Below are 11812 nucleotides of genomic sequence, written 5' to 3' on the forward strand. Positions count from 1 at the left end.
TGCGGTCTCGTGCAGGGGACGCGGCTGGACATGGAGCGGATTCGCGCGGCTCGGCGGGTCATCGACCCGGTGTTCCTGGACAGTCCGTTGTATCGCTGTGAAGCACTTGAGCTCGGGTGTGCGGTCGACATCAAGCTCGAGACGGCGAACCCGGTGCGCAGCTTCAAAGGCCGCGGTACCGAGGTCGTCGCCAGTCAGCTCGCGGCCGGCGGTTCGCGCGCCGTGGTCTGTGCGAGCGCGGGCAATCTGGGTCAGGCCCTCGCCTGGTCCGCGCGCGACCGCGGCCTCGACGTCACGGTGGTCGCCTCCCGGTTCGCGACCGCGGCGAAGCTCGACCGCATCCGCGCGCTGGGCGCCAAGCTCGAACTCGTCGACGGCGACCACGAACTCGCCCGCGTACGAGCCGCCGAGATCGCGCAGTCCGACGGGATCCGGCTGCTCGAGGACAGCCTGGATCTCGAGACGTGCGAGGGCGCCGCGACCATCGGCCTCGAGCTCGTCGACGCGCTCCACGGGCCCGACCCCGCCGTACTGATCGCGCTCGGCGGCGGCGCCCTGGCGACCGGTGTCGGGTACGTGCTGAAGACGGTCGCGCCGCACACCGAAGTGATCTGCGTCCAACCGCTCGGCGCCCCGGCGTTGACGCGCTCCTGGCACGAGCGCCGCGTCGTCACGACCGACTCGATCGACACGATCGCGGACGGCGTCGCCGGGCGCATCCCGATCCCGGAGGTCCTCGACGACCTCCTCGTCGTCGCCGACGACGCCGTACTCGTCCAGGAATCCTCGATCGTCACCGGCCTGCGCCTGCTCCTCGACCACGCCGGCCTCGTCGTCGAACCGTCCGCCGCGCTGGGCATCGCCGCGATCCTCGAGAACCGCGACCGCTTCGCCGGCCGGCAGGTGGTCACGATCGTGTGCGGCAGCAACGTGGACCAGGACAAGTACCGGCGCTGGGTCGGCCTCTGATGACGAGGCTCGCGGTGAAGCTCCTGCTGCTGGACGACGACGACCGCGTGCTCCTGATCCATGCTCGGGACGCGAAGACCCACGCCGAATGCTGGTACGCGGTCGGCGGCGGCGTCGACCCCGACGAGACCCTCCAAGCCGCCGCAGCCCGCGAGGCCTACGAGGAAACCGGCCTGCGCGACCTACCACCCGGCATGCACGTGTGGACGCGCGACCACACGTACGAGTTCAACGGCCGGACCATGGACGTCCACGAAGAATGGCTCCTGCATCGCGTCTCCCACTTCACCCCCGCGCCGGCCCAGCTGAGCGACTATGAAACGACCACGACCCTCGGCTTCGCCTGGTGGACCGCCTAGGACCTCCACACGACCACCGAAACCATCTACCCGCCCGAGCTCGGCGACCTCCTCCGTCGTCAGGTGAATGATGGGAACTGAGGAAGTGCGGTACGTCGAGTACGGGCCGGGGACGCTGCCTCCGCTGTTGAAGGCTCAGGTGTTGTCGTTCCTGCGGATCGTCTGGCCCGAGGGGTTCACCGGCGCGCTCAGGTATCGGGACTGGATCACCAACCCGGCGTACGAACCGCACCACCTGCTGTACGTCGCCGGCGATCTCGTCGTCAGCCACCTGGAGATCGTCCACCTGGACGTGCAGCACGAAGGCACGACGTACGCGGTCGCCGCCCCCACCAGCGTCCTGACCTTCCCGTCCTTCCACGGCGAAGGCTGGGCCGGCCGCCTGGTCACCACCGCCTGCCGCCGCATCGAGTCCAGCACCGCCGACCTCGGCCTGATCTGCTGCGAACCCCACAACCAGCCCTTCTACACCAGAACCTCCGGCTGGCCCGCCGTCCCCGAAGCCCGCATCCTCGCCGACGGAACCCCCACATCCCAAGCAGTCCTCATACGCCTCCTGTCCGAGAAGGCCCGCAAGGCCGACTTCCGCACGTCCCCACTCCACCTCAACGACGAGCTCTGAACAGCTACTGAGGAAGTTTCGGAAGGCCCAACGTTTGCAGGAATCTGGCCGTTTTCAGTTCCACGAAGACGTCCTCGTCAGGTACGTCGTCCTGCTCGTCGTCTGGTGCGTCGTCGCTCGCCAGGAAGCGCTCGACCTCGGCCGGGGTAGGAGAAGCTCCGAGTAACTCCGCCCACGCGGCCAGCCCGGCCGCCTCGAGGCCCGGATCACCCGCGCCCGGCGCGGACGGGTCCCCGAAATACGCCCGCGGTGTGTGTCCGAGAAACGCCTCCCCGGTCCCCGCACCCGCCGGCGCGTAGCGGATCATCGCGAGGTCGCTGTCATGAATCATCACCAGCAGGTACGGCTCCGCCGGCTCGGCGACCTCCGCGTCCGGATCGATCTCGCTCCACGCGCGGTCGGCGTACACGTAACTCCCGAAAAACCCCACCCTCATCCCCTCCGCCTCGGCTGCGCCGAACGTTAGCGGACGTTCAGGCCCAAAGGGACGGCTTCAACCGTGCGCCACTGGTACATGCGGTTGTCGCGGTGCATCTCGATGAGGGAGACCGTGCTGAGGATGAGGTCGGCGGGCGTCGGGTTGACGCGGTCGAGGGCCGCGATGATGGGCGCGGCGGGCTGCGCGGTGTTGGCGTACGCGAGGCTGATGTGCGGGCGGTAGCCGTCCGCGTTCTCGGGTACGCCGCCGCACACGTCGGCGATCGCGGCGCGTACGGCGTACCGGATCGTCCGCAGCGGTTCAGCTGGATCCGCCGGGAGGAGGACCGCCTCACGACGTACGACCGGGCGGTGGAACCGGACCTTGGCCGGCTCGAGCTCCGCCAGCCGCACCCGCGCCGCGGCGAGCAATGCGTCCACTCGCGCGTCCGGCACGTCCTCGCGGAACCCGACGCCCTGCATCGTCAGGTGCAACCACCGCAGCGGGATCAGGTCGAGCCCGGGAACCGTCGAGAGCTCACGTTGATGCTCCGCGGCGAGCCCACGGAGCGGGTCCTCGAACAGGTTGATGTGCCACGCGTAGAACCGCGTACCGACCTTCCACCCCGGTCGCCACCACCAATGATCGGCCAGCTCGTCCTCGTGCTCAGGCGAATCCATCCGTCAAGTGTCGTACCCGAGGCCGTCCCACGGCGCGTAGTACGCGATGAAGTCGCCGGGCTCGATGTGGATCGAGTACATCCCTTCGAACTCGTCACCCACCCACCCGAAGGTCACACCGTTCCTCTCCACCGAGAACGGCGCGACGTCGATCGGCTCGAGCACATACTTCCCGAGCTCACCCAGCCGCGCCGCGACGAGCCCATCGGCCCCCGCCGAAGCCGCCTGCCCCGGCGGAACCCCATGCGCCCGCGGAACCTCATCAACCTTCACCTCGTCGAACGTCCCGTCGGCTTTCCACAAGAACAACCCGACGTACGCCGCCCCGGACCGAACAGCTCATCACTGAGAAAGAACTTCCGCCCGTCCGCAGCAGTCCCCGCGTACGGCACGTGATAGTCGTCCGGCACGATCCTGAACCGCTCAGGCGCCCTGCTCACATCAACGTCCCCACCCTGCTCCACCGAGCCCACCCCACACCCGGCCAACGCCAGCAACACAACCAGCCCCCACCGCAACCGATGCACGCCGACAATCTATCCACCCAAGGCACACTGAGCCTGTGAGAACGGTCCCGTACCTCCTGATCACCGTCATGCTCGCCCGACACCAGTCCTCCGGCGAGCGTTGACGACCGGCGGCGCAGCCAGTTTCGGAGCGCTGCGGCGGGCGCGATTTCAGGACGCGTCGGTTGGGTAGCCGGTGTGTCGTGTCCAGGGGCCGCCTGGGTGCTGGCGGGAGGCGGATTCGCCGGGGTTCATGTCGAGTACGTCGAGGAGCGTCTGGTCTTCGTCGATCGCGTGGCTCAGGTGGCCGAGCTTGCCGTCGGCTGCTGCGTCTGTGGTGCCGATGAGTTGCCAGAGTCCGTCGTCGGCGTCGTGGCCGACCAGCAGTACGGGCTCGCTCAGCTCGAAGACCTGGGCGGTCTGGATACACCGGGTGCCCAGCAGCCAGTGGCGCATCCACTGCGCGCGGCGATCCCGGGCGAACACCTGATCGGCCACCCACCACACGAACGGAAGATCCCCGTGCGCCCGGGCTTGCTCGGCCGTGAGGTCCGGTCCACCCTCGGACACGTCCTCGAACGGCTCGTCGACCAGGCTGAACGCGTACGCGTTCTCTTGGTCGAACACCACCGCATGGAACGTCCCGCCGCCCGGATTCCCCGCCCCGATACCGACCGAGATCCGGCCGATGTGCTGCTCCTGCCCGGTCGTCCAGCCCAGCGCGTACGACGCCAACTCCCCCTGCGGCCCGACAAACTCCCCGAACGCCCGCCGCTCCATCCCACTCGCACCCACCGCCGGCGCCTCGACGAACCGCCCCTCCACAACCTGAATCTCCATCCGCACAAGCTAGCGCTCATCCGCGGGCGGCAGCCTGGCGACGCGGGAGCCGTGCGTAACACCGCGTGGGAGATATCCGGCCGTCACGCACAGGTACAACAGCAGGTACTAGCTCCCCCGCCTGGTTTCGATCCAGGTCTTCGAGATTCAAAGTCTCGCGGGCTGCCGATTACCCCACGGGGGATCGTGGTTGCCGGGACAGTTTGCCATGAGTGGGGTGGATGACACGCTCAGGGGTTCCTTACCTACGGTTCCGTAGGTTACGGTGGCGTAGGTAAGGACCCCCCGACTCGAGGGATGACAGCGATGACTCCACCCGCCGTAGCCACTCCGGACGCGCCCACCCGTACCGTGCCGGTCGACGAGGAGGTGCACACCGGGACGCTCGGTGGTGAGCAGAAGAAGCTCTGGGAGCAGGTCGCGCTGGCGCTGTTCATCGGGATCCCGTTCCTGGCGGTGCTGGCGGCGGTGCCGCTCGCGTGGGGCGGGTTCCTCGGCTGGCGGGACGTCGTGCTCGCGGTGGTCTTCTACACGATCGCCGGCCACGGGATCTCGATCGGCTTCCACCGGCTGTTCACGCACAAGTCGTTCAAGCCGAACCGCCCGCTGAAGTACGCGCTCGCGATCGCCGGTTCGCTGGCGATCGAGGGCCCGGTGATCCGCTGGGTGGCCGACCACCGCAAGCACCACAAGTTCTCCGACCGCGACGGCGACCCGCACAGCCCGTGGAAGTACGGGAACACGCTGGGCGCCCTCACCAAGGGCTTCTTCCACGCGCACGTCGGCTGGCTGTTCGACACCGAGCAGACCCCGCAGCGGCAGTACGCGCCCGACCTGCTGAAGGACAAGGACGTCGTCAAGGTGTCCCGGATGTTCCCGCTGCTGGTCGCCGTGAGCCTGCTGGCGCCGGCCGTCATCGGCGGCCTCTGGTCGTGGTCGTGGACCGGTGCGCTGACCGCGTTCTTCTGGGCCAGCCTGGTCCGGATCGCGCTGCTGCACCACGTGACCTGGTCGATCAACTCGATCTGTCACACGATCGGCGACCGGCCGTTCAAGAGCCGGGACAAGTCCGGCAACGTGTGGTGGCTGGCGATCCTGAGCCAGGGCGAGTCGTGGCACAACCTGCACCACTCCGACCCGACCTGCGCGCGGCACGGCGTCCTCAAGGGCCAGATCGACACGTCCGCCCGCTGCATCTGGTTCTTCGAGAAGCGCGGCTGGGTCTCCGACGTCCGCTGGCCGGTCAAGGAGCGGCTGGAAGCGCGCCGCACCGACAACTCGCAGCGCACTCTCAAAGCGGCCTGACCGTTAAACCTCCCCGAGCAACACCCGAAGTACGGCATGATGCTGACGTGATCACGACGTGACGGAACCCAAACCGCGGCGGTCCGGCCGGATCCGGATGACCAGTGCCGAACGTCGCGAGCAACTCATCACCATCGCCCGCGGCCTGTTCGCCCAGAAGGGGTACGAGGCCACGTCGGTGGAGGAGATCGCGGCCCGGGCCGAGGTCTCCAAGCCGGTCGTGTACGAACACTTCGGTGGCAAGGAAGGCCTGTACGCCGTCGTCGTGGACCGCGAGGTCCGCGCACTGCTCGACGGTGTCACGCAGTCCCTGACGGCCGGCCGCGCGCACGAACTGGTCGAGCAGGCCGCGCTGGCGCTGCTCGACTACATCGAGAACAACTCCGACGGCTTCCGGATCCTGGTCCGCGACTCGCCGGTCGGGTCGTCGACGGGGTCGTTCATCTCGATCCTGAGCGACGTCGCGACCCGGGTCGAGCACATCCTGGCGGAGAACTTCAAGCGCCGCGGCCTGGACCCGAAGAACGCCCCGATGTACGCCCAGATGCTGGTCGGCATGGTCGCGCTCACCGGCCAGTGGTGGCTGGACGCGCGCAAGCCGAAGAAGCCGGACGTCGCCGCACACCTGGTCAACCTCGCCTGGAACGGCCTGTCCGGCCTCGAGGCCAAGCCCACGCTCTCCACCCGGCCGCACAAGTAGCGGACCGCCGTCACTCACCAACCACCGCCCGCGGCCCCTGAACAGCCGGCCCTGAGCGTGGCCGTTCCGGCCGGCGGCCGGTTGATGAGTGTCTCAGGTCCGCCGACCCCGGTCGTACGGCGAGATCCGACCGGAGAATGACCCGCGCCGGACGGCACCCCCGTACCCTGGCCAGCATGACGGGGATCCTGACCGCGCGGCCGGTGCCTGCCCGGAGCAGGGCGTTCGACCTGCTGCTGGCGGGCAGCCTGTGCATGATCTTCGGCTTCCTGTCGCTGGCCCAGGCGCACCTGAGCGGCATCCTTGCGTTCGGCATGCTGGCCCCGCTGATCTGGCGCCGAACCCACCCGGAGCTGGTCTTCTTCGGCGTCTGCTCGGTCGCGGTGCTGCAGTGGCTCGGCGGCTTCGAGCTGATGCCGGGCAACGTCGGCCTGCTGGTCGCCCTGTACGCGATCTCCGTGTACGGCGACGTGCGCCTGAGCCGGATCGCGCTCGGTATCGGGGGCCTCGGCGTCCTGATGGCGACCTCGCGGTACTGGGCGAACTCGGACTGGAAGCAGCAGGTCACGATGATGGTCGCGCTCGGCGCGCTCGTCTTCGGCGTCTGGGCGTTCGGCGAGCGCCGCCGGACCCGCGGGCTGTACGTCGCCCAGCTCGAGGACCGGGCCGCCCAGCTCGAGCGGGACCGCGACCGTGAGGCGAAGCTGGCCGTCAGCAACGAACGGACCCGGATCGCCCGCGAGATCCACGACGTGGTCGCGCACGGGCTGTCGATCATGATCGTCCAGGCCGACGGCGGGCTGTACGCCGCCGACCAGTCCCCGGAGGCGGCGAAGAAAGCGCTCGCCACGATCGGCGACACCGGCCGCGCGAGCCTCACCGAGATGCGCAAGATGCTCGGTCTGCTCAAACAGGACGAGCGCGACCTCGACCCGAACCAGCCTCGCCCGCAGCCCGGCGTCTCCAGTCTCCCGGAGCTGATCGACAACGTCCGCGAGGCCGGCCTCAACGTCACGTACGACGTCACCGGCGCGCCGCGCGACCTCCCGGCGCTGCTGGGCCTCACGGCGTACCGGATCGTGCAGGAAGGGCTGACCAACACGCTGAAACACGCCGGGCCGGGAGCGCGGACCTCCGTCACACTGGACTTCGGGCGCGAGATGCTGACCGTGGTGGTCACCGACGACGGTCGCGGCGCCGGCGTCGCGCCGAGCGCGGACCCGGGTCACGGCCTGGTCGGGATGCGGCAACGCGCCTCGGTCTCGGGCGGTACGGTGAGCGCCGGACCGAAGGCGGGCGGCGGCTACGAGGTGATCGCCCGGCTGCCGTACAACCTGCCGACTGGAGAGTGATGGACGACGGGATCCGCGTGTTCCTGGTGGACGACCAGGAGCTGGTCAGAGCGGGATTCACGATGCTGGTCGACTCCCAGCCCGACATGCGGGTGGTCGGGCAGGCCGGTGACGGCGGCGAGGCGATCGAGAAGATCCAGGTGACCGCGTCCGACGTCGTGCTGATGGACGTCCGGATGCCGCGGCTGGACGGTGTCGAGGCCACCCGCCGGCTGCAGTCGTTGCCAGACGCACCTAAAGTCATCGTGCTCACCACCTTCGACCTGGACGAGTACGCGTTCGCCGCGATCAAGGCCGGCGCCGCAGGGTTCCTGCTGAAGAACACCCCGCCGGCCGACCTGCTGAACGCGATCCGCCAGGTGTACTCCGGCGACGCCGTCGTCTCCCCCAGTACGACGAAACGCCTGCTGGAGCACTTCGCCGGCGCCCTGCCCGACGAGGAGGTCGAGCGCCCGGACCTGGCCGACCTGACGGCCCGCGAGCGCGAGGTCCTGGTGGAGGTCGCCCGCGGCCTGTCGAACACCGAGATCGCCAGGCTGTTCACGTTGTCCGAGGCAACGGTCAAGACGCACATCGGCCGCATCCTGGCCAAGACCGGCCTCCGTGACCGGGTCGCCCTCGTCGTCCTGGGGTACGAGACGGGCCTTGTGAAACCCACCAAGTAATACCCAGGTAGTACGCGGAGTCCCGTCCGGAGTCCGACGAGATCCGGCGCCGCGCTCACTAACTTCTTGGTCACCATCGAAACCAAGGAGTGACATGAGCTTGCAGACCGGGGAGCTTGCGGCGGGGCGGCTGCCGCAGGACGGGGAGCCGCGGACCGCGATCCGAGCGCACGAGTTGCGCAAGGTGTACGGACAGGGCGACACCGCGGTCGCCGCGCTCGACGGGGTCTCGGTCGACTTCGGGGTCGGCCGGTTCACCGCGATCATGGGGCCGTCGGGCTCCGGCAAGTCGACGCTGATGCACTGCCTGGCGGGGCTCGACACCCCGACCAGCGGTCAGGTCCTGCTCGGTGAGACCGAGCTGACCCAGTTGCCGGACGCCGAGCTGACCAAGATCCGCCGCGACCGCGTCGGGTTCGTGTTCCAGTCCTTCAACCTGCTGCCGATGCTGTCCGCGAACGACAACATCCTGCTCCCGCTCGAGCTCGGCAACCGCAAGCCAGACCAGCAGTGGCTGACCACGCTGATCGACGTCCTCGGCCTCCAGGACCGGCTCACGCACCGCCCGTCCGAGCTGTCCGGCGGCCAGCAGCAGCGGGTCGCGGTGGCCCGGGCCCTGGTCGGCCGGCCGGAGGTCGTGTTCGCCGACGAGCCGACCGGCAACCTGGACTCCCGGTCGGGCGCCGAGGTGCTCGGCTTCCTGCGGCGCTCGGTCCGCGAGTTCGGCCAGACCGTGGTGATGGTGACGCACGACCCGCTCGCCGCGTCGTACGCCGACCGCGTCGTGATGCTTGCCGACGGCAAGCTGGCCGGCGAGCTGCGGCAGCCGACCCCGGAGAGCGTTCTCGACGCACTGCGCCAGCTGGGGGCCTGACGTGCGACGCTCGCTCCTCTCCTCCCTGCGCGCCCACCTGGGCCGCCTGATCGCCGCCTGCCTGGCGATCGTGCTCGGGGTCGGTTTCGGCTCCCTGGCGATGATCGTGCACTCGTCGGCGTCGCACGGCGTCGACGCGACGATCGGCGCGCAGTACAAGGGTGTCGACGCGGTCGTCGCCCCGGACTCGTCGACCATCTCCCCCGACGACATCGCGAAGGCGCAGAAGGTCTCGCAGGCCGCGTCGGTCGTCACGCTGACCACCGCCTACATGGAGGTCGCGTTCGCCGACCTGGTCCGCCCGACCACGGTCCCGATCGACGCGCTGTACGACAGCTCCAGGATCGCCGGGCCCGGCACCTCCGCGGGACGGTTGCCAGCCGCAACGAACGAGATCGCGTTGCCGGCCAGGACCGCCACCAAGCACAAGGTCACCGTCGGCCAGACGCTGCGGATCAGCTCGTACGACGGCAAGTCCTGGACCGTCACCGTCGTCGGGCTGCTGGACGACTCGAAGTACGTCGGCACCGCCTCCGCGGTCGCGACCCCGGCCGCGGTCAAGATCTTCGACCCGGGCGCGTACACCCGCGCGATCGCGCTCGCCGCGAAGCCCGGCGTCACCCAGCAACAGCTCGCCGACGCCACCCGGGCCGCGGTGTCGAAGGGCGTGCAGACGTTCACCGGTGAGGCGTTCATCGACCACGAGGTGAAGAGCTGGACGAACGGGATCGACGTCCTCGGCGGCGTGTTCGGCATGTTCGCGGTGATCGCGCTGTTCGTCGCCTGCCTGGTGATCGGCAACACGTTCACGATCGTGATCGCCCAGCGCACCCGCGAGATGGCGCTGCTGCGCTGCGTCGGCGCGTCCCGGCGGCAGGTGTTCACGTCGGTGCTCGCCGAGGCCGCCGTGGTCGGTGCGGTCGCGTCCGCGATCGGTGTCGTGTTCGGCGTCGCGCTGTCCGCGCTGGGTCTGGCGCTGTCCCGCGAGTTCGACTGGGGGATCCCGCCGCTCCCGCTGCATCTCGACCTGTTGTCGGTGTTCCTGCCGCTGCTCCTGGGCATCGCCGTCACACTGCTGGCAGCCGTCGTACCGGCCCGCCGCGCTACCAAGGTGGCGCCCTTGGCCGCGCTCCGGCCCGAGGTCGCCCCGGCGGCCGCGAGCAAGGCCGGTCTGCTGCGGTTGATCCTGGGCTTCCTGCTCCTGGCCGGCGGCGGTGCGCTGCTGGCGGGCGGCGCTGTACTGCAGGACGTCCTGATCGGGGTCGCCGGCGGCGCACTCTCGTTCCTGGGTGTGCTCGCGATCGGCTCGCTGCTGGTGCCGGCGCTGATCCGCCTGATCGGTGCGCTCCCCGCCCGCGGCGGCGGCGTACCCGCCCGGCTCGCGGTCGCGAACGCCATCCGCAACCCGAAGCGCACGGCGGCCACGACGTCGGCCCTGCTCATCGGCGTGACACTGATCAGCCTGACCTGTGTCGGGATCGCCTCGGTCCGCAAGACGTTCGACGTGTCGATGGACGGGCAGTACCCGGTCGATCTGATGGTCACGACGTACCAGGAGAAGATGCCGGCCAGCGCCGAGCAGCAGCTCCGCGACATCAAGGGCATCACCCAGGTCGTCCCGGTCAGCAAGCTGCTGGTCAAGTCCGGCGGCCAGGAGGTCGAGGTCACCGGCATCGACGCGGCCGCGGCCGGCTCGGTGATCCACAACCCGGCGCTGGCGTCCCAGCTCAAGCCGGGCACGGCGTTGCTCGACCGCCCGACGATGGCGATGCTGAACGTCGAGGACGGGAGTCCCCTGACGATCGTGTCGGGGCAGCACAAGCTGACCGTCACGGTCCAGCGGGCCAACGGACTCGACCCGATCACGGTCGCCTCGACGGATCTCGCGAAGCTGGCGCCGAGCGCGCCGGTGACCGGGTTCTGGCTGGCCTCGGACCCGAAGGCGGACGGCTCGGACGTGATCGACGCCGTGCAGCAGTCGATCCCGACCGTCAAGGAGCTGTCGGTCGACGGCGGGCTGGCGGAGCGGACCAGCTACACGAAGATCTTCGACGTGCTGCTGATCGTCGGGGTCGGTCTGCTCGGAGTCTCGGTGCTGATCGCGCTCGTCGGCGTCGGCAACACCCTGAGCCTGTCGGTGCTGGAGCGGACCAGGGAGAACGCGCTGCTGCGGGCGATGGGGCTGTCCCGCCGCCAGCTGCGCCGAATGCTCGCGGTCGAGTCGTTGCTGATGGCGCTGGTCGCGGCCGGTCTCGGGATCGTGCTCGGCCTGATCTACGGCTGGTCCGGGACGAGCGCGCTGATGGGCGGCCAGACGGTCGACGGCGGCGTGGAGTACGCCGTCCCCGGGACGCTGCTGATCGCGATCGCCGCGGTGGCCGCGGTCGCGGGCCTGCTCGCCTCGGTGCTGCCCGCCCGCCGCGCGGCCAAGGTCGCCCCGGCCGGCGCACTGGCGACCGAATAAGCCGGCGGCTCGCCCGGCTTGAGGGGGCCGGGCGAGCCGCTAGGGGTGCAGGAGGACA

At 69.6% G+C, this 11812-nt stretch carries 13 protein-coding genes; 9 read left to right on the top strand and 4 right to left on the bottom strand.

Annotation, left to right across the window (positions count from 1 at the left end; all coding sequences use genetic code 11):
* Window positions 1–9: 9 nt before the first annotated feature.
* The 3 genes from ABZW60_RS15505 to ABZW60_RS15515 all read left to right on the top strand — a co-directional run bounded on the left by ABZW60_RS15505 (window position 10) and on the right by ABZW60_RS15515 (window position 1950).
* Window positions 10–969, top strand: a complete 960-nt coding sequence (locus tag ABZW60_RS15505) for a pyridoxal-phosphate dependent enzyme (RefSeq protein ID WP_355477181.1) — start codon at window positions 10–12, stop codon at window positions 967–969.
* Window positions 969–1328, top strand: coding sequence for an NUDIX domain-containing protein (locus ABZW60_RS15510; RefSeq protein WP_355477183.1), 360 nt, complete (start codon window positions 969–971; stop codon window positions 1326–1328). Before ABZW60_RS15505 ends, ABZW60_RS15510 begins: the two co-directional genes overlap by 1 nt.
* Before the next feature lie 70 nt (window positions 1329–1398).
* Complete coding sequence (locus tag ABZW60_RS15515) at window positions 1399–1950, top strand: GNAT family N-acetyltransferase (protein ID WP_355477185.1); 552 nt, start codon at window positions 1399–1401, stop codon at window positions 1948–1950.
* 4 nt (window positions 1951–1954) lie between these two features.
* On the opposite strand, the gene ABZW60_RS15520 is transcribed toward ABZW60_RS15515, so the two are convergent.
* From ABZW60_RS15520 to ABZW60_RS15535, 4 genes are all read right to left on the bottom strand, one after another.
* The gene (locus ABZW60_RS15520; protein WP_355477187.1) at window positions 1955–2386 is read right to left on the bottom strand and encodes a hypothetical protein; all 432 of its coding nucleotides are present in this window, start codon (window positions 2384–2386) and stop codon (window positions 1955–1957) included.
* 26 nt (window positions 2387–2412) lie between these two features.
* Window positions 2413–3048 (bottom strand): 2'-5' RNA ligase family protein, encoded by a 636-nt coding sequence (locus ABZW60_RS15525; protein WP_355477189.1) that lies wholly within the window; start codon window positions 3046–3048, stop codon window positions 2413–2415.
* A gap of 3 nt (window positions 3049–3051) precedes the next feature.
* Window positions 3052–3321 (bottom strand): hypothetical protein, encoded by a 270-nt coding sequence (locus ABZW60_RS15530; protein ID WP_355477190.1) that lies wholly within the window; start codon window positions 3319–3321, stop codon window positions 3052–3054.
* A gap of 404 nt (window positions 3322–3725) precedes the next feature.
* Entirely contained in the window at window positions 3726–4394 is a 669-nt protein-coding gene (locus ABZW60_RS15535) for a hypothetical protein (RefSeq protein ID WP_355477192.1), read from the bottom strand.
* A gap of 306 nt (window positions 4395–4700) precedes the next feature.
* Here ABZW60_RS15535 and ABZW60_RS15540 point away from each other — a divergent pair, with 306 nt between their 5' ends.
* The 6 genes from ABZW60_RS15540 (at window position 4701) to ABZW60_RS15565 (ending at window position 11754) form a co-directional block, all read left to right on the top strand.
* Window positions 4701–5699: an acyl-CoA desaturase gene (locus ABZW60_RS15540; protein WP_355477194.1), complete on the top strand. Its 999-nt coding sequence runs from the start codon at window positions 4701–4703 to the stop codon at window positions 5697–5699.
* Window positions 5700–5757: 58 nt separating this feature from the next.
* Window positions 5758–6399: a TetR/AcrR family transcriptional regulator gene (locus tag ABZW60_RS15545; protein WP_355477195.1), complete on the top strand. Its 642-nt coding sequence runs from the start codon at window positions 5758–5760 to the stop codon at window positions 6397–6399.
* Window positions 6400–6575: 176 nt separating this feature from the next.
* Window positions 6576–7751, top strand: a complete 1176-nt coding sequence (locus ABZW60_RS15550; RefSeq protein ID WP_355477197.1) for a histidine kinase — start codon at window positions 6576–6578, stop codon at window positions 7749–7751.
* Window positions 7751–8416, top strand: a complete 666-nt coding sequence (locus ABZW60_RS15555) for a response regulator transcription factor (protein ID WP_355477199.1) — start codon at window positions 7751–7753, stop codon at window positions 8414–8416. The genes ABZW60_RS15550 and ABZW60_RS15555 overlap by 1 nt, the downstream gene beginning before the upstream one ends.
* Window positions 8417–8510: 94 nt before the next feature.
* The gene (locus tag ABZW60_RS15560; protein ID WP_355477201.1) at window positions 8511–9290 is read left to right on the top strand and encodes an ABC transporter ATP-binding protein; all 780 of its coding nucleotides are present in this window, start codon (window positions 8511–8513) and stop codon (window positions 9288–9290) included.
* Between the two features lies 1 nt (window position 9291).
* Window positions 9292–11754, top strand: coding sequence for an ABC transporter permease (locus ABZW60_RS15565; protein WP_355477202.1), 2463 nt, complete (start codon window positions 9292–9294; stop codon window positions 11752–11754).
* The last annotated feature ends 58 nt before the right edge of the window (window positions 11755–11812 follow it).

The sequence above is a fragment of the Kribbella sp. NPDC003557 genome (genome assembly GCF_040610805.1).
Lineage (GTDB): Bacteria > Actinomycetota > Actinomycetes > Propionibacteriales > Kribbellaceae > Kribbella.

Coding starts and splice junctions, on each gene's coding strand:
- ABZW60_RS15510 (WP_355477183.1), top strand. CDS start 969: ATGACGAGGCTCGCGGTGAAGCTCCTGCTGCTGGACGACGACGACCGC.
- ABZW60_RS15515 (WP_355477185.1), top strand. CDS start 1,399: ATGGGAACTGAGGAAGTGCGGTACGTCGAGTACGGGCCGGGGACGCTG.
- ABZW60_RS15520 (WP_355477187.1), bottom strand. CDS start 2,386: ATGAGGGTGGGGTTTTTCGGGAGTTACGTGTACGCCGACCGCGCGTGG.
- ABZW60_RS15525 (WP_355477189.1), bottom strand. CDS start 3,048: ATGGATTCGCCTGAGCACGAGGACGAGCTGGCCGATCATTGGTGGTGG.
- ABZW60_RS15535 (WP_355477192.1), bottom strand. CDS start 4,394: ATGGAGATTCAGGTTGTGGAGGGGCGGTTCGTCGAGGCGCCGGCGGTG.
- ABZW60_RS15540 (WP_355477194.1), top strand. CDS start 4,701: ATGACTCCACCCGCCGTAGCCACTCCGGACGCGCCCACCCGTACCGTG.
- ABZW60_RS15550 (WP_355477197.1), top strand. CDS start 6,576: ATGACGGGGATCCTGACCGCGCGGCCGGTGCCTGCCCGGAGCAGGGCG.
- ABZW60_RS15555 (WP_355477199.1), top strand. CDS start 7,751: ATGGACGACGGGATCCGCGTGTTCCTGGTGGACGACCAGGAGCTGGTC.
- ABZW60_RS15560 (WP_355477201.1), top strand. CDS start 8,511: ATGAGCTTGCAGACCGGGGAGCTTGCGGCGGGGCGGCTGCCGCAGGAC.